This window comes from Polaribacter pacificus, from assembly GCF_038024035.1.
Taxonomy (GTDB): domain Bacteria; phylum Bacteroidota; class Bacteroidia; order Flavobacteriales; family Flavobacteriaceae; genus Polaribacter; species Polaribacter pacificus.
Genome location: NZ_CP150664.1, coordinates 1597667 through 1622385 on the forward strand (window position 1 = coordinate 1597667; position 24719 = coordinate 1622385).

The following is a 24719-nucleotide window of genomic DNA, read 5'->3' on the forward strand; positions in this document are numbered from 1 at the left end:
GACTACAATTCAAAACCAATCTGAACCCCTAACTTAGAGGCAATCAATTTGGTAATTCGTTGTTTTACTTCAGGAATCTTAACACTTTCTAAAACCGTATTGGCAAAGGCATACATAAGCAATGCTTTGGCTTCCTTTTTAGGGATTCCACGCTGCTGCATATAAAACAAAGCTTGATCATCTAATTGTCCGATGGTACAACCGTGTGAACATTTTACATCATCTGCAAAAATCTCTAACTGAGGTTTTGCATTAATGGTAGATCTATCACTAACCAATATATTGTTGTTTTGCTGATAAGCATTGGTTTTTTGAGCTTCTTTTTCTACGATTACTTTACCGTTAAAAACACCTGTAGAACGATCGTCAAAAATCCCTTTATAATCTTGGTGACTTTCACAATTTGGCTCTATATGATTAACCAAAGTATGATGATCTACATGCTGTTTACCTTCGATAATTGTAATCCCTTTTAAGATAGAGTTGATATGCTCTCCTTTTTGATAAAAGTTTAAGTTATTTCTGGTAATGTTTCCTCCAAAAGAGAAGGTATGAACTGAGGCAACACTGTTTGATTTTTGCTCAATATAGGTATTGTCTACCAGTGATGCATTGATATTGTCATTTTGAATTTTATAGATATCTACCTGTGCATCTTTGGCTAGATAAACTTCTGTTACGACGTTGCTTAGCACAGGTGTATCATTTAAACTTTGATGACGTTCTATAATTTGTACATGTGCATTTTGCTCAGCAACAATTAAGTTTCTAGGTTGCAAAAGTGTCGCTTGTTCTGATCCAGTTGTAAAATTAATTACCTCAATCGGTTTGTTAACCTCAACATTTTTAGGAATATAAATATAAGCTCCTTCTGTTGCAAAGGCCGTGTTTAAAGAAGTAAGATTGTCTTGCTTGGCAATTTTGTTAAAGTAGTTCTCAATAACCGCTTTGTATTTGGGTTTTGCTAAGGCCGAAGACAGCAAGCAAATATCCATATTATCATGAGTGGTGTCCGATAAAAAAGAACTGTACTTTCCATCGATAAAAACAACTTTAAAGGTGTCTATATCGTGAATAAAGTATTTCTTTACATCAGCAAAGGTTACTGTGTTTTCTTTGTTTGGAAACAAACAGTAATCTTGTTTTAAAACAGCATTTAGTGAGGTGTATTTCCACGCCTCCAATTTTTTGCTAGGAAAGCCTAATTTTTCAAAAGTATGTAAAGCTTCAGATCTAATATCATGAATATCAGAATTGACATTGACTTTGTTTTCAAAAGCCACATACGATTCAATAATTTTATCTTTTAATTCCATGTTTTTTCTTTCTGTAGTTTCGCCGCTAGTGCGAAATCTTTTTTATATAAACTCCACTGTGATGAGCTTCTCAACTTCTTAAAAATCTTATTTTAATTTTTAAAGAATTTGCAAAAATGCAAGGATGAGATTATACGAGTTCTTTAATCCAATCGTAACCTTTAGCCTCTAATTCTAAAGCCAAAGATGCATCTCCAGACTTTACAATTTTACCATCGTACAATACATGTACAAAATCTGGTACGATATATTCTAACAAGCGTTGATAGTGTGTAATTACAATCACTGCATTGTCTTTAGATTTTAATTTGTTTACACCATTAGCTACGATACGCAAAGCATCAATATCCAAACCAGAATCCGTCTCATCTAAAATGGCCAATTTTGGCTCTAACATTGCCATCTGAAAAATTTCGTTTCTTTTTTTCTCTCCTCCAGAAAAACCTTCGTTTAACGAACGCGATAAAAATTTACGATCCATTTCTAACAACTCTGATTTTTCACGAATCAATTTTAGCATGTCCTTGGCTGGCATTTCTTCCATACCTCTTGCTTTTCGAGACTCGTTAATAGCAGTTTTAATAAAGTTAGTTACAGAAACTCCTGGAATTTCTACTGGGTACTGAAAAGATAAAAAGACACCGTTATGAGCGCGCTCTTCTGGAGCCAACTCGCTAATGTCTTCACCATCCAACTCAATGATTCCGTTTGTAACCTCATACTCTTCTTTTCCGGCAATGATGTTAGCCATAGTACTTTTTCCAGCACCATTAGGACCCATTATTGCATGAACTTCTCCTGCTTTTACCTCTAAATTCAATCCTTTTAAGATTGATTTATTGTCTATACTTGCGTGTAAATTGTTAATTTTTAACATATAAATAATTTAAAGCCCAAGACAGCTGTCTTAAGGTTTTAGTTTTTCAACTACTTTATTAATACTTTTTTTAAAAGCTCTTTTGAGTTTAACCAACAGAACCTTCCAAACTAATTTCTAATAATTTTTGAGCTTCAACAGCAAACTCCATCGGAAGCTTGTTTAAAACTTCTTTACTAAAACCATTTACAATTAATGCAATTGCTTTTTCTGTATCGATTCCTCTTTGATTACAATAAAACAATTGATCTTCACCAATCTTACTGGTAGTAGCCTCATGCTCTATCTGAGCAGATTTATTTTTTACTTCGATATATGGAAAAGTATGTGCTCCACAATCATTCCCCATTAGCAATGAATCACATTGCGAAAAATTACGGGCGTTTTCTGCTCGGGCACTAACCTGAACCAATCCTCGATAACTATTTTGTGATTTTCCAGCAGAGATTCCTTTCGAAATAATAGTACTTCGAGTGTTTTTACCCAAATGAATCATTTTGGTCCCTGTATCTGCTTGTTGAAAGTGATTGGTAACTGCAATTGAGTAAAACTCACCTACAGAATTATTCCCTTTTAAAATACAACTTGGATATTTCCATGTCACTGCAGAACCTGTTTCTACCTGTGTCCATGAAATTTTTGCATTGGTTTCACAGATCCCTCTTTTGGTCACAAAATTAAAGATTCCTCCTTTTCCATTTGCATCACCTGGAAACCAATTCTGAACAGTAGAGTACTTAATTTCTGCATCATCCATAGCGATAAGCTCTACCACTGCAGCATGCAATTGATTTTCATCACGCTGTGGTGCTGTACAGCCTTCAAGATATGAAACATAGCTGCCTTTATCTGCAACAACTAAAGTTCTTTCAAATTGACCCGTACCTCCTTCATTAATTCTAAAATAGGTCGATAGTTCCATTGGACAACGAACTCCTTTTGGAATATAACAAAAAGATCCATCAGAAAATACCGCCGAATTTAAGGCTGCATAAAAATTATCCGTAGTTGGAACTACAGATCCTAAGTATTTTTTTACCAATTCTGGATGCTCTTGAATGGCTTCAGAGATAGGCATAAATATAATCCCTTTCTCAGCAAGCGTTTTCTTAAAAGTTGTGGCTACAGATACAGAATCCATTACGATATCTACTGCAACATTTGCCAACTTTTTTTGCTCATCTATAGAAATTCCTAATTTTTTAAAGGTCTCTAACAAATCTGGATCTACTTCATCCAAACTGTTTAATTTCGGCTTCTTTTTAGGAGCAGAATAATAAGACATTTCTTGGAAATTTGGCTTAGGATATTTAACGTTTGCCCACTCTGGCTCTGTCATTTTTTCCCAAACTCTATAAGCCTCAATACGCCAATCGGTCATCCATTCTGGCTCATTTTTCTTTTTTGAAATAGCACGTACAACATCTTCATTTAACCCTTTTGCAAAGGTTTCACTTTCTATATCTGTATAAAAACCATATTCGTATTCCTTGGTCTTTAATTCTTCTCGTAAATTATCTTCAGTATACTTACTCATAATTTCTCAATCTTTTTTATAACGAAAAACTTTCTCCGCACCCACAGGTTCTATTTGCGTTTGGATTGTTAAACACAAAACCTGTTCCGTTTAACCCACCAGAATACTCTAGTGTGGTTCCAACTAAGTACAAGAAACTTTTTTTGTCAACAATAATTTTTACACCATTGTCTTCAAAAACCTTATCGCCTTCTGCTTGATTTTTGTCAAACTTTAAGTCGTATGACAAGCCAGAGCAACCTCCGCTTTTAACACCTACACGAACAAAGTGTATTGCAGTGTCAAAACCATCATCAGTCATTAACTCTACCACTTTTTTCTTAGCGATGTCTGAAACTTTTATCATAATTCTTATGTAGATTAAATCAAAATTAGATGCAAAGATAGCAACAAAATATCATTTTAGTAAACTTTAGGCATGATTAAAATTGATTGACAAATAAGGATTATCGATATAAATCAAGACTTTAGTTTTTGAAGGCAAAGAAAACTGTTAACAAAATGTTAAAGAGTGCTTTATGTAATTTACAAATAAGGATTTAGACTTACTTTTATTGACCTTTATTAAACACAACTAAATGAAAAAACTAATCACTGTATTAACCCTACTTCTTTGCTGGCAAATGAGTGCACAGCAAACAGTATGGAGCGAAGATTTGATCACTGTTGCAGAAAAATCAAACTACCAAAAAACCTCTAGCTATTCTGATGTGATGTCGTTTATTACGGCCTTGCAAAAAAAATCTGATTTGCTACAATTAGAATATATGGGAACCAGTAAGGAAGGAAAAAAAATCCCTGTTGCTATTTTGGCTAACCCATCAATTAAAACACCTCAAGAAGCTATCGCCTCTGGCAAACCAGTCTTGTACATTCAAGGGAATATTCACGCTGGTGAAGTAGAAGGAAAAGAAGTTGTTTTGCAACTGATGCGAGATATCTTATTGGGAGACAAAAAGCATTTATTAGACAATCAAATTATTCTTTTTGCTCCAATCTACAACACCGATTCTAATGACAAAATGAAACAAGGAAGAAGACCTTCTCAAGAAGATAGTCCTGTTGAAGTTGGAATCAGAGAAAACAGCCAAGGGCTAGATCTAAACAGAGACGGTATTAAAATGGAAGCTTTTGAAACTAACGGACTGGTTCAAAACATATTAAACAAATGGAATCCAGAAATGTTGGTTGATCTACATACCACTAACGGAACCTGGCATGGTTACGGAATTACCTATGCTCCAAGTTATCATTATGCTGGAGAAAAAGCTCCTTATGATTTTACTTGGGATGTTTTATTGCCAGAAGTGGTAAAAAAAGCAGATGAAAACTACAAAGTTAAGATCGGTCCTTATGGATATTATTCTGTAAACAAAGCTTGGCCTCCAACCTCTATTTACACTTACAATCACCATCCAAGATACATCGTAAATCAAATGGGATTGCGTAATAAGGTAGGTATTTTAAGTGAAGCTTTTGCTCACGATCGTTTTTATACACGTATCAATGGAACCTATGGTTTTGTTGCTGAAATTCTAGAATTTACCCATAAAAATGGTAAAAAAATGATGAGCATCAATGCGCAAGCAGAAAAAGATGCTATACAAAATGTAATCAGCAATGCAGGTAAAGCTCAAAAAGGGGTTCGTTTTAAAATGGTGCCTTTAGAGAAAAAAATTGAAAATTACAGAACCTACGATTACGTACCTTATCTAAATAAAAACGGAAGAAAAAGCTATGTTCGTTCAGGAAAAATAATTGATGTACCCAATGTAGAAAACCTGTCAAAATTTGATGCGACAGTTTCTACAACATTACCACGTGGTTATTTTTTACCAAAATCAATGAAGCCGATTGTGGACCACCTGAGAAAACAAGGAATTGAAGTTACAGAACTAAAGGGACGTAAGAGAGCTACCGGTGAAGTTTTTATGGTAGAAAAATTAACCAATGCAAGACGTAAATTTGAAGGGCATTTTATGACCACTTTAGAGGGAAGCTATGTTGCAAAAACTAGAACCTTTAAAAAAGGAGACTTTTGGGTAGACATGGCACAGCCATTAACCAATTTAGCTTTTTACACTTTAGAGCCACAATCTGATGATGGTTTAGCTACTTGGAATTTCTTTGATGAGTATTTAAAAGCACAAGGAGTCGATACTAAGGCGGTTGAATATCCAGTTTTTAAATATTATTCTGTTAGATAATATTTAAACAACATATAAATTTAAAGGGGGTGTATTATAGAACACGCTCCCTTTTTTTTGCTTTAAAAACAAATAGAATTGCTGTATCTTTGCGGCATGATTGAAGATAAAAACCCACAAAGAACCTCTTTGTCCGAGCTTGGAGAATTTGGCTTGATAAATCACCTTACTAAACATTTTAGTCTCAACAACTCATCTACTATAAAAGGAGTTGGTGATGATGCTGCCGTATTGGCTGCAACAGACAAGCAAACCCTTGTTACCACAGATTTATTAATTGAGGGAGTTCATTTTGATTTGAGCTATATGCCTCTTAAACACTTAGGGTATAAAGCTGTGATGGTTAATCTATCTGATGTGTACGCCATGAATGGTACTGCTGAACAGATTACTGTTTCTATTGCCATTTCTAATCGTTTTCCTCTAGAGGCAATTGAAGAATTATATGCCGGAATCAAGTTGGCTTGTGATACCTATAAAATTGATTTAATTGGAGGTGACACAACCTCATCTACAAAGGGAATGCTAATCTCTGTAACTGCCATCGGTTCTGCAAAAGAAGAAGATGTGGTATATAGAATTGGCGCCCAGGAAACTGATTTAATCGTAGTGAGTGGTGATTTAGGAGCTGCTTACCTTGGATTGCAAGTTCTCGAAAGAGAAAAACAAGTATTTCAGGTAGACCCAAACAATCAACCTGATTTGGATGCATATACATATTTAATAGAAAGACAGTTAAAGCCAGAAGCAAGAAAAGATGTAAAAGGCATCCTAGAAGAACTAGAAGTACAACCTACGTCAATGATCGATATCTCTGATGGCCTATCATCAGAAATCATGCACATCTGCTCTCAAAGCAAAGTTGGTTGTAAACTTTATGAAGATAAAATTCCATTAGACCCACAGGTAATTTCTGCTTGTGAAGAGTTTAATATCGACAGCACTATGGTGGCCTTAAGTGGCGGCGAAGATTATGAATTGCTATTTACAGTTCCTATTGCTGATTTTGATAAAATAAAAGGCAATCCAAATTTTAGTATTATTGGTCATATCACTGCAGAAGACCAGGGATTAAACCTAGTAACTCGAGCCAACCAAGAAATTGCACTAAAGGCGCAAGGCTGGAATGCTCTCAAGCAAGAATAAAAAATAGTAAAAGCCACAAAATCTCTTTTTTTGTGGCTTTTTTTTATTTAAAAATTAATGACTTCTTCTAAGTTCATCATCGTTACCAAAGTCGCGATTCTTTACCTGTACTTTTTTGTTTCCAAAATCATATGAGAGTGAAAGTCTAAAGTTTCTAGAACTTTCATTTTGCTTGTATACTTGCTCTACACCATTAACCGTAGACACATAGTTGTTTAGACTCGTGGTATTTAAAACATCATTAAAGAATAAGGACATTTTTACATTGCTCTTTTTAAAATGATGCTCCAAACCAAATGACAGATCAAACATTTCTCCTAGGCTATACAAGCCGCTGTTGTGCTTTGAACTATACCAAGAATTTAGCTGCAACTTTGTGTTTTCGGCGAGTGTAAACGTATTGTTTGACGTTAAATACAAACGCATTCCATTTTTAGGTTGAGAACCAAAATCTTTGATAAAACGAGTTTGATATCCTAATAAATTAATGCTGTTCTGACTTTTCCACCAAGAAACTTTAGCGTATGAAAAGCTCTCTGTAATCCCATAATTGTATTGGGTAAAATAATTCTCTCTAGTTATAATTTGGGTTTGATTTGCAATATCTGAAGTAAAAACTGTACCAAAACCATTGCTAATATAGTTTACAAAAACACTGGTGTGAAACTTGTTTTTATACACATGTGAAAACTCAAAATTATCACTAAAGGTAGGCTGTAAAAAAGGGTTTCCTACACTATAACTCTTGTCGTTGATATAATATCGAAACGGGTTTAAATGTGTAAAGTTAGGCCTGTTTATTCTTCTCCCATAAGTAAATCCAAAGTTGTGATAATCATTTTTTGTGTATGAAAAATAGAGCGTTGGAAATAGCTTTGTATACTCATTGGCGTTGGTCTGATTTACCTGAGTACTCAGCCCTTCAGTTTTTGAATTTTCTAAACGCAGACCAAATTGCATTTGCAACTTATTAGTTAATTGGGTATTCCCAGAAACATAGGCTGCTAAATTATCTTCGTGATAGGTAAATTTATTAGATCGACTTGCATCTAAAACTGCTGTCCCTGAGATGGTATTATAATAAAAAACATCACTCAAAGACTTGGTAAAGCTAGCTTTAGCACCAAAAGAAACATGAATCTTTTTTAAGGGTAGATCAACATCTAGCTTCGTACTAAAGTTTTCTATTTTTTGGTTAGCATTGTTTATCGCTGCAGAGTTAAGGCCTTCAAAATTGCCATTTGCAAAATAACTTTCAGTAACAAAGTCTCTATCTCTTTTAGAATTTAATGTAAAATAATCAGCATCCAAAGAAATGCGCTTCCCTAAAGAATCCAATTGAGTAATGAGGTGAAAATTTAGCGTGTGGTTTTTTGTATTGACATTGTTCACTCCGGTATTGATCAACTTTTTTTCCAAGTTATTATTTGCATCAAAAATTGAAGAAATAGTGGTTCCTAGATCTTTTGGCGTATTGCTGGTTGTTAAATATTGCAGTCCAAAAGTAGTTTTAGCTGACAGCGCATAATCAACTAAAAAACGTCCAGAAAATTGATCCTTACCCATTTTAGATCGTACATCAATATCCCAAAAATTGTTGGGGTAGTGTATTTGCAAACCTTCATTATTTTCAAAAGAACCCTTGCTTGCGTTTAGATTTGCAGAAAATGAAATTCTGTTTTTATTGTAAAAGAAATTGTTTGTGAGCGTGGTAAAATTATAGCTGTTTTGGTTGTAGGTTAAAGTACTCGAATTTCTCCAAGAATTCTGTACCCCTTTCTTTAAAACAATATTAATTAAACCTCCATTACCAGCAGCTTCGTATTTGGCAGGCGGATTTGTAATGACTTCTATCTTTTCAATATCATTCGCATTCAACCCACTTAAAAAACTTACCAATTCATCGCCTTGTAGAGGAGAAATTCTATCATTGATCAATACTCTAGAAGCACCTTTCCCAAGAATTTGTATGGTTCCGTTTTGGAGCTGAACACCTGGAGTGATTTTTAAAATATCAACACCGTTTCCACCTGTTGCTGCAATACTTTGTGACACATTAAACACCAGACGGTCAATTTTTCTTTCTAGGATTCTTTTGGTAAATTGAATGACAACCTCATCTAAAAGCGCTTCGCTTTCTGAAATTAAAATCGTTCCTAAATGAATGTCTTTTGTAAGGTTAACTTCTCTTGTTACATTTTTATAGCCAATAAAACTGACGGTTAATTTATAAGTACCTGCCTTTACTTTTAAACTAAAAAAACCAGTATCATCTGTTGTGGTTCCAGTGATTATTTTTTGGTTGGCATCCGTTATTACTACATTGGCATACGGAATTGCTTCTGTTTTGTCCGCTACTTTTCCAGTAATGGTTTGTGCTATAATTAGCGCTGGAAAGAAAAATAAGAAGATTGTGATAAGCTGTTTCATTTTTGATGTCATTTTGTTGTTATTAATTTTGATGAGACAAAAATGAGCTTCTTTACAAAGACAGACGACCGAAAACGCAAAGTCGAACTCTTTTAGCAACTAAAAATGAGTTCGACTTTGTATACCCTAAGTTCGACTTTACGCTAACCACCTGTTTTTAAGTAGTTTTACGGTACTGTGTTGGAGTTGTGCCTGTGTGCTTTTTAAAAGCAGTATTAAAAGAAGATTTAGAGTTAAAACCAACTTCGTACAAAATTTCCAAGACTGTAAATTCTGATTTTGAAAGATCCTTAAGAATTTCTTTGGCTTTGTTTATTCGGTATTCATTTACAAAATCAAAAAAATGTTGATTGAGGTTTTGATTGATGAGCACCGATAATTCTCTCGGCGGTATGTTCATTTGTTCTGCTAAATTTCTAATGCTTAGAGAAGGGTTTAAAAAAGGCTCTTCATCTTTCATATAGTTTTTAAGCAATGCTATTTGTTGATTGATTTTCTCATTAACAGCAGTGTCTTTTGTAATTTCTTTGGATGCCTGTAAGTTGACATCTATCCCCCGAAATAATTTTGGAGAGTTTAGCGCTTTAAATACTAACCAGAAAATAAAGAAAACTCCAAATAGTAGGGTTAGGATTCTAAGAGCATCAATTGTTTCATTAGCGTAAATTCCTCGAGAAGTATTTTTAACAATGGTTAAACATTGGCCAATGGTGATTAGAATTAGCAACTGCTTAAGCCAGATATAATTTTTAAATGCATTCTTATCAGTATAATTTTCTAAAAGTAATTTTCTGTATCGAAGTACATAATAAACTGTAGCAAGAAAATAGGCTAGCGAAACAACATGTCCAAAAACAGTTAGAAATTGGCCTTCAACAGTTTGATCATACTGAGTAAAAAACTCCATTTTAGCAGTCGTATCTCCTAAAAAAAAGCGGGGTATTAAAACAACAATATTAATAACCCATGGCAAAACAAATATCAAATGAATCCTTTTTAACTTAAAGTTTGAGTAGATTACAGATAAAATGTACAAAAAAAGTAAAGGATCTTTAAAGTTTGAGATTTTAATCCGAAGCATTTCTAACGCTAAGGGTAGCTGAATATACTGCATATAAAAAAACGCACTGATATCAATAGCTGTGACTACTAAAAAAGCAGCCAATAAGGCGTTGCTCAGCTTTTTTTCTGTCTTAACGGTTAGGAGAAAAACAGAAAAAAACAAAAACAATAAAACGATAATGATCGCTAGAACACTAATAATTGATGAGTTCTCCATAAAGGTCAAAGATATGTAAAATTTAAAATCATCTTTTTTTCAAAAATGCTTTTAACGCCTTTATAACTTCGGCCTTGTTTTCTATATGACTCATATGCCCTTGGTCTAGTAAAACTACTTCTGATTGTGTATGTGCTGCTTCTTTTTGCAATTCTTGAACATTTAATACTGTATCCTTTTTTCCGATGATATACAGTTTTTGAAAATCTTGATTTTTTAAAAATTCTTGAGCATCAGGTCGTATGCACATTCCTTCTTGCGCAGCAATATAACCTTGAAGTGAAGTTTTAAAAGCCTCTGCTAAGGCAAAATCTAGTTCCTTTTTATAATTTATTCTACTTGTCTCACTAAAAAGATTGGTAAAAGAGAGTTGAACTAAGGTCTTAAAATTTTGTTGAGCCATTTTATTAGCTCGCGTTCTCAACTGTATTCTCTCCAAACTATCTGCACTTGCGGTAGAGTTCATTAAGCACAGACCTTTTACTTTTTCGGGTGATTTTTTGGCTAAGGCCAAAGCAACGTATCCTCCCATCGAGTGACCTACAATAAAAAATCGTCTCAGTTTTAAGTGCTGTAAGACCGCTTGGACTGCATCAGCCATCATCTCCATAGTATGAACATAACCCAAACACTCTGATTTTCCATGCCCTAGTAAATCTATAGTTACTACACGATACTTAGTAGAGAGAGCTGTTACTAAGGAATTCCACATGCTTGCATTCTCTAAAAAGCCATGCAAAAAAACAACAGTAGTCCCTTTGCCTTCTGACGAATAATAAACTTGTGTGTTTTTATGAACGATAAAATTCTCCATCTCACAAAAATATGTATCTTTAAATGGCTAATCAACTTAATTTAGATGAATATGTTTGTATCGCCTTTTATGAAGGTCACAACCAAAACAGAAAAAAAACTTAGCTTTAGTTTGCTATACATGCTTATTATTGGCAGCATCGTTATGGGTTATTTTGATAGCAAGCTCATGAACGAGACTGCAAGCTATGGAATGTTTTCATTTGAATTGGCTGGAGACCTAGAGCATTCGAGACAAATTTTAGACTCTTGGTCACCTGGGGCTAAAATTTTTGCGGGTCTGAGTTTGGGTTTTGATTATCTATTTTTATTAATTTACACCTTATTTATTGCCTTGTTAATTCATAAAGTCAATGAGCGTCTATGGGCTAATAAGCCTCAGTATCGCCTTGGAGGCCTCTTAATTTGGTCAATGTTTATCACTGCAATTTTTGATGGTGTAGAAAATGTAGCATTAATTAAATTACTAATAGGAAACTATACGGAATATTGGCCCTGGGTTGCCTATTATTTTTCTTTTGCAAAATTTACACTTATTTGCATTTCTTTAATCTACCTAATTATTAATGGAGCCTATTGGCTATTTAAAAAGTTTTCGAATGGGTAAACACAAAGAAGCTCTGATCTTGGGCTTTGCGTTATTTTCAATGTTTTTTGGTGCTGGAAATTTAATTTTACCTCCATATTTGGGAGTAAAAGCAGGAAATACTTGGTTTTGGGTTACACTTGGTTTTTTTGTCACAGCAGTAGTGATTCCTATCCTTGGAATCTTTGCTCATGCACGTTTGCAAGGGACCATGTATGATTTCGGTAAAAAAGTGTCACCGGTATTTAGTTATGTTTATTGTCTAGTTGTTTACTCAATTTCTATTGCATTACCTGCACCCAGAACTGCTTCTGTAACTCATGAAATGGCTATTCAGCCCTTTTTTGGTACAAGTTCTTTACTAACAAGTTCTATCTATTTTTTTTTAGTTTGCCTTTTTGCAATTAATAGAAGTAAAGTATTGCAATTTTTAGGGAAGTTTTTAACCCCTTTGATTATTATCATACTCTGTAGTGTTATCTGTATTGGTCTTTTTAGTCCAGCAAATGAAATGGCAGCGACAAGTTTAGCAAGCCCTTTTATCGATGGTCTTTTAGAGGGTTACCAAACTTTTGATGCAATTGGAGCAATCGTAGTCGGTGGCGTCTTAGTGATATCAATGAACTTTAAGAGAAACGCCTCATTTCAATCTAAAAAAAGCTTGATTAGAAAAGCGGGGTTTATTGCTGGTTTTGGTTTGCTTACAATCTACGCAGGGTTAATATATAACGGTGCTTTGTTTGGAAGCAGTTTTGAAGCGAGTGCAACACGGACAGAAATTCTATCGGGTTTAAGCTTACAAACACTGGGCTCTATTGGCAATACTTTTTTAAGTGTGTTGGTTGGTTTGGCTTGTTTTACTACAGCTGTCGGAATCGTAACAGGAACCTCAGATTACATAAAAGGCTTGTTCAATCAATCACAATCAGCCTATGTGATCACAGCAGTAGTTTCTTCTATATTAGGAGTGGTGATTGGTCAGTTTGATGTGCATTATATTATTGACGTTGCACTGCCAGCTCTTATGTTTATCTACCCGATTACAATTGTGCTTATTTTGCTAAATGTATTACCCGAGAAACTAGCCTCACCTATGGTTTTTAAAATCGTTGTAGGAGTTACGTTTTTATGTAGTATTCCAGACTTTTTAAAGTTTATAATCCCGACTGAACAACTTACTGGAGTACAAAAATTATTGCCTTTTTCTGAGCAGAGTCTAGGCTGGGTTTTGCCTGCGGCAATCGCTTTTATTTTGGTAAATAGTATTTTAAAATTTAGAAAAGCTTAAGATCTCTGAGCTCTCATTCGTTTAGGACCATACCACAACCAAAATCCGGTTACGGTAAAAATAAACAGCGCTAGACTCATAACTGTTGTGTAAATTAACTTAACAGGAGTTCCATTTAAATTGAAGTATATGTCTATGATAGAACCATCATGAATGTTCTCTATGACATCAGAATGACGTTTTTGAAAATTTAGAATTTTTCCTGTGGCACAATCTATTTGAGCTTCATAGCGATTGGTGAAAATAAACTTTGCGATACCTTTCTCTTTTCTAACATCAATACGATCTACTATATAAGAGGTTTGATCAGCAGTATTTTTAACAACATAATCGGTTACTTTTTGATGTAAAAAATCAATGGATTTCCAGTCTTTTAAACTAGAACTAGTTCCTTGATACGTATTTGGCAATAAAAGCTCTTTACTGTCTTTTTTCCAACCCAACAACAGGCCTGTGATAGAAATCACAAAGAAAAAAACAAACAAAGAAATGCCAGAATACCGGTGGATTTTCCTAAAGTCTCTTAGAATTTTGGCTTGTTTCTTTCTCTTTGTCATAAATGCAGCTCAGTTGTAGATTCGCGAAAGTATACATTTGAGCATAAAAAAAGCGGGTCAGGACCCGCTTTTAACTTTATATTAAGAAATTTTTTAAGAATTCATAAGTGCTTCTATCTCATCTGCCTCAATTGGAATATTTCGCATTAAATTAAAAGGCTCTCCTGTTTCTTGAATCACAACATCATCTTCTAGTCGAATTCCAAAACCTTCGGCTGGGATATAAATCCCTGGCTCTACAGTAAACACCATATTGGCTTTCATAGGCTCTAATAAAAGACCGTAATCATGTGTATCTAAACCCATATGATGACTGGTTCCATGCATAAAGTACTTTTTATAAGCTGGCCAATCTTTGTCTTCATTTTGGATGTCTGCCTTATCTAAAAGACCTAGACCTAGAAGTTCAGAAGTCATTATTTTACCAACCTCACCATGATAAGAATTCCAATCGGCACCAGGAACCAAAAGCTTAGTCGCTTCGTTTTTAACACGGTTAACGGCATTGTATACTTCTTTCTGACGAGCTGTGAATTTTCCTGATACAGGAATGGTTCTAGACATATCACTAGAGTAGTTTGCATATTCTGCTCCAACATCTAACAAGATTAAATCACCCGCTTTACACTGCTGATTGTTTTCTATATAATGCAATACATTGGCGTTATTACCACTTGCTATAATAGGTGTGTAGGCAAATTTTCTTGATCGATTTCTTACAAACTCATGGATAAACTCTGCCTCAATTTCATATTCCCAAACACCAGGCTTTACAAAATCTAAAATTCTGCGAAAACCTTTCTCTGTTATATCACAGGCTTGTTGAATCAGGTCTAATTCTATTGGATCTTTTACTGAGCGTAAACGCTGTAAAATCGGATTGCTTTTTGCTACTGAATGAGCTGGGTATTTTGCCAATAACCATTTGTTAAAGCGATCTTCTCTGGTTTCTGTTTCTACATTCGCTCTGTAATGCTCGTTGGTATTAATATATACAGTGTCTGAAAGCGACATTAACTCAAAAAGCACCTTTTCCATTTCTTGTTTCCAAAATACCGTTTTAACTCCGGTCGTTTGAATCGCTGCTTCTTTTGTTAATTTTTCTCCTTCCCAAACAGCAATGTGCTCATTGGTTTCGGTTAAAAAAAGAATTTCTCTGTATTGTGGTTTAGGACAGTCTGGAAATAAAACCAACACACTTTCTTCTTGATCAACCCCACTTAAATAAAAGAGGTCTCTGTTTTGCTCAAAAGGCATGGTACTGTCTGCACTAATAGGGTAAATATCGTTTGAATTGAATACAGCCAAGCTGTTTGGCCTCATCTTTTCAGCAAAGTTTTTACGATTTTTTACGAATAAACTGCTTTGTATTGGATGGTACTTCATGGATGTAAATTTTTATACAAACAAAGGTACTAATTATAGCTGAAGATACAGATAGCTGCTAATTTTCTTTTATTCTAGTCTAAAAAGAGCATTAAAAAAGTCTTTTTTTGCACTATTTAGGCTGTTTTTAAGAAAAAAATAAAAATATTTAAGGCTCTCAAAGGCACGTAAACATTGATTTTCAGAGATTTATATTTTTTAATCGATAAAAAAAAGGAAGACTTATGTAATACCTATCATATATAACACTATCTTTGTGCCTAATATTATTTATAATTTTTTATTACAATGAGTAAAGGTACAGTAAAATTTTTCAATGAGTCTAAAGGATTTGGATTCATAACTGAAGAAGACACAAACAAAGAACATTTCGTACACATTTCTGGATTAATCGATGAGATTAGAGAAGGTGATGATGTAGAATTTGACTTACAAGAAGGTAGAAAAGGAATGAACGCAGTTAACGTAAAAGTTATCTAAGATATACACTTTTTTTTATTACAAAACACCCGTCATTAATTGACGGGTGTTTTCTTTTTAGGGCTATCCCATTAATTTAATGTTAACTTTTAAAAATTATTTTGAGTGCGCCTATATTAATCGTAATATTGCAATAAATTAATAAATAAAAAAATGGGTTTAGCAAAAACAGAAATGTTTTCAGATCAACAGAATGAGATTGCTTTGATAGCAAAAGTCTTTGGTCATCCAGCCAGAGTTTCAATTTTACAGCATTTGTTTAAAATCAATTCTTGTGTCTGCGGAGACTTAGTACTTGAAATTGGATTGGCACAACCAACCATTTCTCAACATTTAAAAGAGCTCAAACATTTGGGATTGATAAAAGGAAGTGTAGAGGGCACAAGTGTTTGTTATTGTATCGATAAAAAAAACTGGGCTGCTATGAAAAAAGTAATGAATGAATTTCTCAATCAAGACCTTAGCCAAAAGCAAGATTGCTGCTAGGTTCAGTAAAAATAACCAACTCTTAAATTAGCTTTTAAAAAGAAATCTAGATCATGAAAACAACATCATCCCTATTTCCAAAAATAGAAACACTTATTAGCTCCTTAAACACAGATACAATAAGTGATGAACGCAAAATAATTTTGCAACCGCTCATCGATTTTATTCAATCAAAAACAACAAATCAAAAGGAGATTCGAATCAATTTTATCTGCACACACAATTCAAGAAGAAGCCATTTAACTCAAATTTGGGCACAAACCTTAGCCAGTTACTTTACTATTAAAAACTTGTATTGTTATTCTGGCGGAACTGAGGCAACAGCACTTTTCCCTGTGGTTGTAGATACTTTAAAAAACACAGGTTTTAAAATCACAGCAATCTCAGATGGCACTAACCCTGTTTACAGCATTAAATTCTCAGAGAATGAACATCCTATTATAGGATTTTCTAAAAAGCTAGAGGATGCTTTTAATCCAAAATCAGCGTTTGCTGCTATCATGACTTGTTCTCAGGCAGATGGCGGATGCCCTTTTATTGCAGGAGCAGAAAAGCGAATCCCTATTACCTACGAAGACCCAAAAGCATTTGATAACACTCCAGAACAGGCAAAAAAATACAGTGAAAGAAGTCTGCAAATTGCAACTGAATTATACTATGTTTTCTCTCAAATAAACTCTTAAAAATGGCTACAAAAAAACTAAGCTTCCTAGACAGAAATCTAACACTTTGGATCTTTGTCGCAATGGCAATTGGTGTTGGACTTGGATATTTTATCCCGAGTTTTCCATCTATCATAAACTCCATGAGTACTGGAGCAACAAACATTCCGATAGCCATTGGCTTAATAATAATGATGTACCCTCCACTTGCAAAAGTAAATTTTGCGCTTTTACCTAAAGTGTTTAAAGACACCAAAATCTTGTCAGTCTCTCTTATTTTAAACTGGGTTATTGGACCCGTTTTAATGTTTGTTTTGGCAATTGTTTTTTTACACGATTACCCAGAATACATGGTGGGGCTTATCTTAATTGGATTAGCTCGTTGTATTGCAATGGTACTGGTTTGGAATGATCTTGCAGATGGTAACAGCGAATACGGAGCTGGGCTAGTAGCATTAAATAGTATTTTCCAAGTTTTTGCCTATAGCTTTTACGCTTGGATTTTTATAACCGTTTTACCTCCATATTTTGGTTTTGACGGCGCGATTGTCGATATTTCAATCGGAACAATTGCCGAGAGTGTTGCTATCTATCTAGGAATTCCATTTGTACTGGGAATCTTAAGTAGAGTATTATTGGTAAAAATTAAAGGGGAAGATTGGTATACAACCAAATTTATTCCGGCCATTTCTCCATTAACCTTAATAGCCTTGTTATTTACCATCATCATCATGTTTTCTTTAAAAGGCGAACTGATTGTAGAAATCCCTATGGATGTGCTAATCATTGCAGTTCCATTGCTGATTTACTTTACATTGATGTTTATTATTGGATTTTTTGTTACCAAAGCGATGGGTGCACCCTATGACAAAACAGCTTCTGTGGCCTTTACGGCTGCAGGAAACAATTTTGAATTGGCAATTGCTGTTGCAATTGCCGTATTCGGGTTAAATTCTGGTCAGGCTTTTGCCGGTGTTATTGGACCTTTGGTTGAAGTTCCAGCATTAATTTTACTAGTTCGCATCTCATTTTGGTTGCGAAAAAAATACTATAGACAGGCCAAAAAGTAAGCCGCTGATCATTATAGATTAGACAAAAAGAGAAGTTAAAAGAATAGCAAAATTATCTAGTTCTTCTAGAGTTACTGTCTCTACGACCACCTCTTGAGTCTTGTTTTTTAGCACCAGACGAGTTCTTAGGTTTTTTACGAAAAGAATTTTGATTTTTTTTGCCCGCAGGTTTTTTTGGTTGTTGAGTTGGTTCTAAAACAGTTGGTTCAAAACCTTCTATGGTCTCCATCTTAAATTTTTGACCTAAGAGTTTTTCAATTTCGCGAACATACTCTAACTCATCAGCACAAACCAGAGAAAGTGCTTCTCCTTTGGCTCCAGCTCTACCAGTTCTTCCGATTCTATGTACATAATCCTCAGGAATATTAGGCAACTCAAAATTGATTACATGGGGAAGTAAAGGAATATCCAAACCTCTTGCTGCAATATCAGTAGCAACGAGAACTCGTACATCATTATTTTTAAACCCTGCCAATGCTTTAGTTCTTGCACCTTGACTTTTATTACCATGAATGGCTGCTGCCGAAATTTTACTTTTTACAAGTTTCTCTGTCAACTTATTAGCTCCGTGCTTGGTACGAGTAAAAATAAGTACCTGCTTCCAATTTCCATCAGAAATTAGCTTGCTAACCAAGGCTGTTTTTTCTTGTTTGTCTACACGATAGATTTTTTGACTAACCTTTTCTGCAGTTGTATTTTCTGGTGTAGCCTCTACCAAAATTGGGTTTGTTAAAATCCCTTCAGCTAATTGTTTTATATCCTTAGAAAATGTTGCAGAAAACATTAAATTTTGACGCTTTGCTGGCATCAAACTCATAATTCTTTTAATGTCTCTTAAAAAACCCATGTCTAACATTCTATCAGCTTCATCCAAAACCAAAATCTCAACGCGTTTTAACGATAAGGCTTTCTGATTTTCTAAATCTAATAATCTTCCTGGGGTTGCAACCAAAACATCAACTCCTTGTCTAATTGTTGCTATCTGAGAAGCTGCTTTTACACCTCCAAAAACAACGGTAGATTTCATATTTAAATAAGCTCCATAATCTTTAACATTATCATAAACTTGAGCCGCTAATTCTCTTGTTGGTGTTAAGATCAATGCTCTGATTGGTCTAAATTTATCGCTTCTAGTTGCATCTAAAATTTGCAACATTGGCAAGGTAAACCCTGCGGTTTTTCCTGTTCCAGTTTGTGCCGAAGCCAAAACATCTCTTCCTTCTAAAATATGAGGAATTGCTTTTATTTGTATAGGTGATGGTTGTGTATATCCTTGCTTTTCTACAGCCTTTAACAAAGCTGGGTTTAATCCTAATGATTTAAATGACATATATTATAGTGTATTTTTTATAAAAACAACGGATCCGTCATTTTATATCGCCGCAAAGGTACAGTTATTTCTTGGAGAAGCTCCTATCTATGACTTTTGAACCTAAAATCTAAGGCCATAATCATTAAATTTCACAAAAGAAGACTGTAAAGTTTTGTTAATTTTTTTGTCATTCAGTACGATTGTGGTAAATTTTGGCCCTAAAACAACTAACCAAAAGTATGAAAACAACTTTAAAAACTCTGGCGCTCTTTTTATTAAGTGCAACCAGTACAAGTCTGATTGCTCAAAAAGCAACAAGCGCCTCTCAAGTACAGGAGTCTCTGACCCAAAAAGAGCAACTTACTCGTAATTCAATTGTTAAGAATATACCTTTTACCAATATTGGCCCTACAGTAATGAGTGGTCGTATTGCCGATATCGCAGTCAACCCGAATGATCCAACCGAATTTTATGCAGGGTATGCTTCAGGAGGTTTGTGGCACACTACAAATAATGGAGTTACTTTTACTCCTGTGATGGACAATTCACAGACTCAAAACATTGGTGATATTGCAGTAGATTGGAAAACAAGAACACTGTGGGTAGGAACTGGTGAAAAAAATTCATCTCGTTCTTCGTATGCAGGGATTGGAGTTTTAAAATCTACCGACCAAGGTAAGACATGGCAAAACATGGGCTTGCCAGATTCTCACCATGTGAGCAGAATTATCATCAACCCAAACAATTCAAATGAAGTATTGGTTGCTGTTATCGGTCACTTGTATTCTCCAAATGCAGAACGCGGAGTCTTTAAAACTACAGATGGTGGAAAAACCTGGAAGAAAACCTTATATATAGATCAAAACACAGGTGTTATTGACATCGCTTTTGCTCCAAATAATTTTAACACGATGTACGCTGCTTCTTGGGAGCGTGATCGTAAAGCATGGAATTTTGTTGGAAGCGGAAACAATTCTGGTATTTACAAAAGTACTGATGGTGGAGAAACTTGGAAGAACATTTCTGGGAATGGTTTTCCAACAGGATCTGGTGTAGGTAGAATAGGTCTTGCTGTATATGATGAGAACAATGTGTATGCATTACACGACAGTCAATTTGACTATGTAGCAAAGAAAACGAATGCTAGAAGAGCTCCAGAAGCTTTAGCCTTAAACTCTGACACTTTTAAAAGTATGAGTGCAGAAGACTTTGTCACTCTTGATAACAAAGATATTGACACCTTTTTAAAAGCTCACGGATACCACGATAAATACAGAGCTGCAAATATTAAGAATTTTGTTGCTTCTAGGGCTTTAACTCCTGGTGAGGTTCCTCAGTTTTTAGAAGATAGTCAACTTACAAATGCGGCCCTAGAGGTAACTGGTGCCGAAGTATTTTTTACTAGCAATGGTGGAAAATCTTGGAAGAAAAAGAACAAAGAAAAACTAAGCTTATACTCTTCATATGGGTATTATTTTGGAGAAATCAGAGTACATCCACAAGATAAAAATGCCATCTATATTTTAGGTATTGGCTTAATGAAATCTAAAGATGGTGGAGAAACTTACACTTCTATCGGAAAAGAAAATGTGCATTCAGATCACCAAGCAATGTGGATCAGCCCAACAAAAAAAGGACACCTAATCAACGGAAACGATGGTGGTCTTAACATGAGTTATGACGATGGAGAAAGCTGGAACAAATTAAACTATGCTCCTGTAGGTCAATTTTACTCAGTTTTTGCTGACAATCAAAAGCCTTATAACGTATATGGTGGTTTGCAAGATAACGGTGTTTGGTACGGCCCTCACAATGCAAGAATTAACAAATCATGGCATGGTTCTGGACAAAACCCATTCAAATCAATTATGGGAGGTGACGGTATGCAGGTTCAAGTAGACAGCAGAGATCACAATATTGTGTATACAGGTTCTCAGTTTGGGAGTTATTTTAGATTGAATTTAGCCAATGGAAAACGTACATACATTACTCCAAGAAGTAAGGTAAAAGGTGAAACTTTTAGATTTAACTGGCAGACACCTATCTTATTATCTCCACACAATCAAGACATCGTATATTTTGGAAGCAACAAGCTTCACCGTTCTTTAAATCAAGGAAATGATTGGGAAACAATTTCTGGTGATTTAACATCAGGAGAAAAGAAAGGAAATGTTGCTTACGGTACCTTAACAACTATTAGTGAAAGCCCTTTTAAATTTGGAATGCTATATGTTGGATCGGATGATGGTCATATCAATCTTAGTAAAGATGGTGGTACCACTTGGGAAAACCTTTCTGGATCATTGCCAAAAAACCTATGGGTTTCTAGAGTTATCGCATCGCAACACAAACAAGAGCGTGTTTACGCAACTTTAAACGGTTATCGTTGGGATGATTTCGCAACCTATGTTTATGTATCTGAAAACTACGGAAAAACTTGGAAAAACATCGGAAAAACGATTCCAACATCACCTGTAAATGTAATACGTGAAGATCCTGAAAATTCAGAAATTCTTTACTTAGGAACAGACAATGGTTTGTATGTTAGCTTTAATAGAGGAGACAACTGGCATCCTTTTTCTAATAATCTTCCAAATGTTGCTGTACATGATTTGGTAATTCAACCAGAAGCAAAACATTTAGTTGTAGGAACTCACGGAAGAAGCCTTTATACTGCTGATGTATCTTTGTTGCAAAAAGTAACCAAAGAAATCAGCGCAAAAGAGTTTCATGCATTTGATATAGCACCTGTTAAGTATAATGCTAACTGGGGAAGAGCTCGTTTTGGTAGATTTTCACCAGCACCAAGCGCTGCTATTTCTTATCTTTCAAAATCATCTGCAAAGACTACTGTAAAAGTATATTCAGGTAAAGTTCTTGTCGCTTCAATGAACACGAATATTGAGAGCGGGTTAAATGCAATCAACTATGATCTTCAGTTTTCTAGTAGAGGAAAAAAAGATTTTGAAAAAGCAAACAAGACAACGATTAAAAAAGCAGACAACGGTCACTATTATTTACCTAAAGGAACTTATAGCATCCAATTAAAAGGAGTTACACTTCCTTTGGAAATTAAATAAGCTTTTTTTTAACGCTTTTACGTTTAAAAAAATAAAAACAGTACTTTTATCACATGAAAAAAGTACTGTTTTTTTTTGCAATCTTCCTTAGTTTTCAGAGCTATTCACAATCTAATTGGCAACGTTTTAAAGAGCTCTTACCTGGTCAAAGAACATGGGTGCTTTTACATCCTTTTAAAGCCAAAAAAGCCTATTTAGTTTCTTTAGAAGCTAATAAAATTAGTGATTCTATCGCCAAGACACCCTTATTAGACGGGGATGCTTCTGGTGGACAAGTTGACGCCTTTAGACATGCATTTTGGATGGCCCGTTTGAATCAAGAAATTGGAAAAGGAGCTGCAAAATCGTTAGGAAAAGCACACGAAAGAGACAATTACAGACAGTTTAAAAAACTACAATTAGAAGATGGAGCAATTCCGGATAAAATATCTTCTGAAATGGACCTGTTTAACAACAATATGGGGCTCAGCTATACAGAAAAAGGAAAGCCCTATCCAAAAGACGGGTTAATCTACCGCATCGCCAATGCCATCTTAGCAGGTAAACACAAGGTTCTAAAAAAAGATGCAAGTGGCTCGTATGTAAACTGTGAAGGAGAAAACTTAGATAAAGAGTTATTAGAAAAGACCTGGGTAAACAACAAATGTTTAGTGGATTCTAATTATAAAAAGGAATAGATGAAACGTATTTATTTTCTTTCAGGAACCATGTGTAATGAAGATTTATGGAAGAAAATTTTTGCGCTAAAAAAAGAATACATTCCCGTTTATATCGACATCACCTCTGCAAGTTCTTTTGATGAAATAAATGATCTCATTTTTCAAGCCATAGATACATCAGCAGTATTGGTCGGTTTTTCTATGGGAGGTTTCGCTGCACTTAATTTTGCAAGATTGAATCCACAAAAAATTTCAAAATTAATTCTTATTGCAGCTAGCGATCAACCCTTATCAGATGCAGAAATTAAATTGCGTAAAAATACCATCCAGCTTCTGCAAGACTATCCTTACAAAGGAATCTCAAAAACCAGAATCAATCAATTTTTACACCCCGATAATCAGACAAACACAGAAATTATCAGGCTGATAAAAAGGATGGATCAAGAACTCGGTAAGGACGTTTTAATTAGACAGTTGAAAGCTACCTCAGAGCGAATAGACATTAGCAAGTCTCTGATCCATTTAACAGCCCCAATTACTTTAGTTGGATCCCAAAATGATGCTCTGGTCTCTTACAAAAAACTAGAAGCAATGGCAAGCAAATTACCTAATGCCAAACTTATTTGTATTGATCACGCTGGGCATATGATTCCTTTAGAACAACCTTGCAAGCTCAGTGATATCCTCAATCATGAAATATGCACTTAAGATTCAGGAAAGTGCAATCATTTGCACTACTTTAACATTTTTATTGAAAAAAAACACCTATTTATTTAAATAGGTTCTAAATAATTTAAAATTAAATAAAGTTTCTTGTTAAAACTACAGTTTAGCCCTAAATTTGTGCTAATATTTAACTAACAAAAAATGAGCGGAATCTTAAATTCTTCAATAGCTAGAAAGTTTGCAATGGCACTTTCGGCTTTCTTTTTGATGTTTTTCTTATTACAACACTTTGTAATAAACATCACATCTATATTTCCAAACAATGGAAAAACCTTCAACGAATTATCTCATTTTATGGGTACCAACGCACTCATTCAGTATGTCATGCAGCCTGTTTTGATTTTTGGTGTGGTTTTTCATTTTGTAATGGGATTTATCTTAGAAATTAAAAACAACAAAGCGCGTGTTGTAAAGTATGCGAAAAATAACGGTGGAGCAAATTCTACCTGGATGAGCAGGAACATGGTTTGGAGTGGCTTGGCCATTTTAGCTTTTATGGTCTTGCACTTTATTGATTTTTGGATTCCAGAAATCAACACTAAATACATTCAAGGCGATATGTCTGGGATGCACGATGGCTCGTTCCGTTACTTTCATGAATTACAAGAAAAATTTGTAAGCCCGCTAAGAGTTGGTGCTTATGTAGTCGCTTTTGTATTCTTAGCATTGCATTTATTGCATGGCTTTAATTCTGCTTTCCAATCAGTTGGAGCAAATAATAAATATACGAAAGGATTGAAAACTTTTGGAAAACTCTATGCAATCTTAATCCCATTAGGGTTTGTGATTATTGCATTATTTCATCACCTCAATCATTAATTC

Annotated in this window: 22 protein-coding genes; 12 read left to right on the forward strand and 10 right to left on the reverse strand. The window is 34.7% G+C overall.

Going from position 1 to position 24719, the window contains the following annotated elements:
* Window positions 1–2: 2 nt before the first annotated feature.
* From sufD to WHC90_RS07250, 4 genes are all read right to left on the reverse strand, one after another.
* Window positions 3–1316 (reverse strand): Fe-S cluster assembly protein SufD, encoded by a 1314-nt coding sequence (gene sufD / locus WHC90_RS07235; RefSeq protein ID WP_188597807.1) that lies wholly within the window; start codon window positions 1314–1316, stop codon window positions 3–5.
* 130 nt (window positions 1317–1446) lie between these two features.
* Entirely contained in the window at window positions 1447–2193 is a 747-nt protein-coding gene (gene sufC, locus WHC90_RS07240) for a Fe-S cluster assembly ATPase SufC (protein WP_188597808.1), read from the reverse strand.
* A gap of 88 nt (window positions 2194–2281) precedes the next feature.
* On the reverse strand, window positions 2282–3730 hold the full coding sequence (sufB, locus tag WHC90_RS07245; protein ID WP_188597809.1) for a Fe-S cluster assembly protein SufB: 1449 nt from the start codon (window positions 3728–3730) through the stop codon (window positions 2282–2284).
* Between the two features lie 16 nt (window positions 3731–3746).
* Window positions 3747–4076: a HesB/IscA family protein gene (locus WHC90_RS07250; RefSeq protein WP_188597810.1), complete on the reverse strand. Its 330-nt coding sequence runs from the start codon at window positions 4074–4076 to the stop codon at window positions 3747–3749.
* A gap of 232 nt (window positions 4077–4308) precedes the next feature.
* Between WHC90_RS07250 and WHC90_RS07255 the strand changes: the two genes are divergently transcribed.
* Window positions 4309–5937: a M14 family zinc carboxypeptidase gene (locus tag WHC90_RS07255; protein ID WP_188597811.1), complete on the forward strand. Its 1629-nt coding sequence runs from the start codon at window positions 4309–4311 to the stop codon at window positions 5935–5937.
* Window positions 5938–6033: 96 nt separating this feature from the next.
* Window positions 6034–7083 (forward strand): thiamine-phosphate kinase, encoded by a 1050-nt coding sequence (gene thiL, locus WHC90_RS07260; protein ID WP_188597812.1) that lies wholly within the window; start codon window positions 6034–6036, stop codon window positions 7081–7083.
* Between the two features lie 54 nt (window positions 7084–7137).
* Here thiL and WHC90_RS07265 read toward each other — a convergent pair whose 3' ends face one another.
* The 3 genes from WHC90_RS07265 to WHC90_RS07275 form a co-directional block, all read right to left on the reverse strand.
* The gene (locus WHC90_RS07265) at window positions 7138–9513 is read right to left on the reverse strand and encodes a TonB-dependent receptor domain-containing protein (RefSeq protein ID WP_229664884.1); all 2376 of its coding nucleotides are present in this window, start codon (window positions 9511–9513) and stop codon (window positions 7138–7140) included.
* Window positions 9514–9670: 157 nt separating this feature from the next.
* Complete coding sequence (locus tag WHC90_RS07270) at window positions 9671–10792, reverse strand: helix-turn-helix domain-containing protein (RefSeq protein ID WP_188597814.1); 1122 nt, start codon at window positions 10790–10792, stop codon at window positions 9671–9673.
* A 28-nt stretch (window positions 10793–10820) separates the two neighbouring features.
* Window positions 10821–11606, reverse strand: a complete 786-nt coding sequence (locus WHC90_RS07275) for an alpha/beta fold hydrolase (protein WP_188597815.1) — start codon at window positions 11604–11606, stop codon at window positions 10821–10823.
* Window positions 11607–11651: 45 nt separating this feature from the next.
* Here WHC90_RS07275 and WHC90_RS07280 point away from each other — a divergent pair, with 45 nt between their 5' ends.
* Both WHC90_RS07280 and brnQ read left to right on the forward strand, forming a co-directional pair.
* Entirely contained in the window at window positions 11652–12212 is a 561-nt protein-coding gene (locus WHC90_RS07280; RefSeq protein ID WP_188597816.1) for a hypothetical protein, read from the forward strand.
* Window positions 12205–13479 carry a branched-chain amino acid transport system II carrier protein gene (brnQ, locus tag WHC90_RS07285; protein ID WP_188597817.1) on the forward strand — a complete coding sequence of 425 codons (1275 nt, stop codon included), beginning with the start codon at window positions 12205–12207 and terminating at the stop codon, window positions 13477–13479. Before WHC90_RS07280 ends, brnQ begins: the two co-directional genes overlap by 8 nt.
* On the opposite strand, the gene WHC90_RS07290 is transcribed toward brnQ, so the two are convergent.
* Together WHC90_RS07290 and WHC90_RS07295 are read right to left on the reverse strand one after the other, a co-directional pair.
* Entirely contained in the window at window positions 13476–14036 is a 561-nt protein-coding gene (locus WHC90_RS07290) for a PepSY-associated TM helix domain-containing protein (protein ID WP_188597818.1), read from the reverse strand. The genes brnQ and WHC90_RS07290 overlap by 4 nt on opposite strands.
* Before the next feature lie 93 nt (window positions 14037–14129).
* Window positions 14130–15422 (reverse strand): aminopeptidase P family protein, encoded by a 1293-nt coding sequence (locus WHC90_RS07295; RefSeq protein WP_188597819.1) that lies wholly within the window; start codon window positions 15420–15422, stop codon window positions 14130–14132.
* 288 nt (window positions 15423–15710) lie between these two features.
* On the opposite strand from WHC90_RS07295, the gene WHC90_RS07300 reads away from it, so the two are divergent.
* The 4 genes from WHC90_RS07300 (at window position 15711) to arsB (ending at window position 18120) form a co-directional block, all read left to right on the forward strand.
* Entirely contained in the window at window positions 15711–15902 is a 192-nt protein-coding gene (locus tag WHC90_RS07300) for a cold-shock protein (RefSeq protein WP_188597820.1), read from the forward strand.
* Between the two features lie 153 nt (window positions 15903–16055).
* Entirely contained in the window at window positions 16056–16388 is a 333-nt protein-coding gene (locus WHC90_RS07305; RefSeq protein ID WP_188597821.1) for an ArsR/SmtB family transcription factor, read from the forward strand.
* A gap of 53 nt (window positions 16389–16441) precedes the next feature.
* A complete protein-coding gene (locus WHC90_RS07310; RefSeq protein WP_188597822.1) occupies window positions 16442–17071 on the forward strand; it encodes a low molecular weight phosphatase family protein in 630 nt (209 codons plus the stop codon).
* A gap of 2 nt (window positions 17072–17073) precedes the next feature.
* Window positions 17074–18120 carry an ACR3 family arsenite efflux transporter gene (arsB, locus tag WHC90_RS07315; RefSeq protein ID WP_188597823.1) on the forward strand — a complete coding sequence of 349 codons (1047 nt, stop codon included), beginning with the start codon at window positions 17074–17076 and terminating at the stop codon, window positions 18118–18120.
* Window positions 18121–18172: 52 nt separating this feature from the next.
* Here arsB and WHC90_RS07320 read toward each other — a convergent pair whose 3' ends face one another.
* Window positions 18173–19450 (reverse strand): DEAD/DEAH box helicase, encoded by a 1278-nt coding sequence (locus tag WHC90_RS07320; protein WP_188597824.1) that lies wholly within the window; start codon window positions 19448–19450, stop codon window positions 18173–18175.
* A gap of 221 nt (window positions 19451–19671) precedes the next feature.
* On the opposite strand from WHC90_RS07320, the gene WHC90_RS07325 reads away from it, so the two are divergent.
* The 4 genes from WHC90_RS07325 to WHC90_RS07340 all read left to right on the forward strand — a co-directional run bounded on the left by WHC90_RS07325 (window position 19672) and on the right by WHC90_RS07340 (window position 24716).
* Window positions 19672–22512: a VPS10 domain-containing protein gene (locus WHC90_RS07325; RefSeq protein ID WP_188597825.1), complete on the forward strand. Its 2841-nt coding sequence runs from the start codon at window positions 19672–19674 to the stop codon at window positions 22510–22512.
* Window positions 22513–22565: 53 nt separating this feature from the next.
* Window positions 22566–23189, forward strand: coding sequence for a DUF6973 domain-containing protein (locus WHC90_RS07330; protein WP_188597826.1), 624 nt, complete (start codon window positions 22566–22568; stop codon window positions 23187–23189).
* Complete coding sequence (locus tag WHC90_RS07335) at window positions 23190–23879, forward strand: alpha/beta fold hydrolase (RefSeq protein WP_188597827.1); 690 nt, start codon at window positions 23190–23192, stop codon at window positions 23877–23879.
* A 159-nt stretch (window positions 23880–24038) separates the two neighbouring features.
* The gene (locus tag WHC90_RS07340; RefSeq protein ID WP_188597828.1) at window positions 24039–24716 is read left to right on the forward strand and encodes a succinate dehydrogenase cytochrome b subunit; all 678 of its coding nucleotides are present in this window, start codon (window positions 24039–24041) and stop codon (window positions 24714–24716) included.
* The last annotated feature ends 3 nt before the right edge of the window (window positions 24717–24719 follow it).

What these genes read in the sequence shown, in the direction of transcription:
- sufD (WP_188597807.1), bottom strand. Translation starts at nt 1,316, where the DNA reads ATGGAATTAAAAGATAAAATTATTGAATCGTATGTGGCTTTTGAAAAC.
- sufC (WP_188597808.1), bottom strand. Translation starts at nt 2,193, where the DNA reads ATGTTAAAAATTAACAATTTACACGCAAGTATAGACAATAAATCAATC.
- sufB (WP_188597809.1), bottom strand. Translation starts at nt 3,730, where the DNA reads ATGAGTAAGTATACTGAAGATAATTTACGAGAAGAATTAAAGACCAAG.
- WHC90_RS07250 (WP_188597810.1), bottom strand. Translation starts at nt 4,076, where the DNA reads ATGATAAAAGTTTCAGACATCGCTAAGAAAAAAGTGGTAGAGTTAATG.
- WHC90_RS07255 (WP_188597811.1), top strand. Translation starts at nt 4,309, where the DNA reads ATGAAAAAACTAATCACTGTATTAACCCTACTTCTTTGCTGGCAAATG.
- thiL (WP_188597812.1), top strand. Translation starts at nt 6,034, where the DNA reads ATGATTGAAGATAAAAACCCACAAAGAACCTCTTTGTCCGAGCTTGGA.
- WHC90_RS07265 (WP_229664884.1), bottom strand. Translation starts at nt 9,513, where the DNA reads ATGAAACAGCTTATCACAATCTTCTTATTTTTCTTTCCAGCGCTAATT.
- WHC90_RS07270 (WP_188597814.1), bottom strand. Translation starts at nt 10,792, where the DNA reads ATGGAGAACTCATCAATTATTAGTGTTCTAGCGATCATTATCGTTTTA.
- WHC90_RS07275 (WP_188597815.1), bottom strand. Translation starts at nt 11,606, where the DNA reads ATGGAGAATTTTATCGTTCATAAAAACACACAAGTTTATTATTCGTCA.
- WHC90_RS07280 (WP_188597816.1), top strand. Translation starts at nt 11,652, where the DNA reads ATGAATATGTTTGTATCGCCTTTTATGAAGGTCACAACCAAAACAGAA.
- brnQ (WP_188597817.1), top strand. Translation starts at nt 12,205, where the DNA reads ATGGGTAAACACAAAGAAGCTCTGATCTTGGGCTTTGCGTTATTTTCA.
- WHC90_RS07290 (WP_188597818.1), bottom strand. Translation starts at nt 14,036, where the DNA reads ATGACAAAGAGAAAGAAACAAGCCAAAATTCTAAGAGACTTTAGGAAA.
- WHC90_RS07295 (WP_188597819.1), bottom strand. Translation starts at nt 15,422, where the DNA reads ATGAAGTACCATCCAATACAAAGCAGTTTATTCGTAAAAAATCGTAAA.
- WHC90_RS07300 (WP_188597820.1), top strand. Translation starts at nt 15,711, where the DNA reads ATGAGTAAAGGTACAGTAAAATTTTTCAATGAGTCTAAAGGATTTGGA.
- WHC90_RS07305 (WP_188597821.1), top strand. Translation starts at nt 16,056, where the DNA reads ATGGGTTTAGCAAAAACAGAAATGTTTTCAGATCAACAGAATGAGATT.
- WHC90_RS07310 (WP_188597822.1), top strand. Translation starts at nt 16,442, where the DNA reads ATGAAAACAACATCATCCCTATTTCCAAAAATAGAAACACTTATTAGC.
- arsB (WP_188597823.1), top strand. Translation starts at nt 17,074, where the DNA reads ATGGCTACAAAAAAACTAAGCTTCCTAGACAGAAATCTAACACTTTGG.
- WHC90_RS07320 (WP_188597824.1), bottom strand. Translation starts at nt 19,450, where the DNA reads ATGTCATTTAAATCATTAGGATTAAACCCAGCTTTGTTAAAGGCTGTA.
- WHC90_RS07325 (WP_188597825.1), top strand. Translation starts at nt 19,672, where the DNA reads ATGAAAACAACTTTAAAAACTCTGGCGCTCTTTTTATTAAGTGCAACC.
- WHC90_RS07330 (WP_188597826.1), top strand. Translation starts at nt 22,566, where the DNA reads ATGAAAAAAGTACTGTTTTTTTTTGCAATCTTCCTTAGTTTTCAGAGC.
- WHC90_RS07335 (WP_188597827.1), top strand. Translation starts at nt 23,190, where the DNA reads ATGAAACGTATTTATTTTCTTTCAGGAACCATGTGTAATGAAGATTTA.
- WHC90_RS07340 (WP_188597828.1), top strand. Translation starts at nt 24,039, where the DNA reads ATGAGCGGAATCTTAAATTCTTCAATAGCTAGAAAGTTTGCAATGGCA.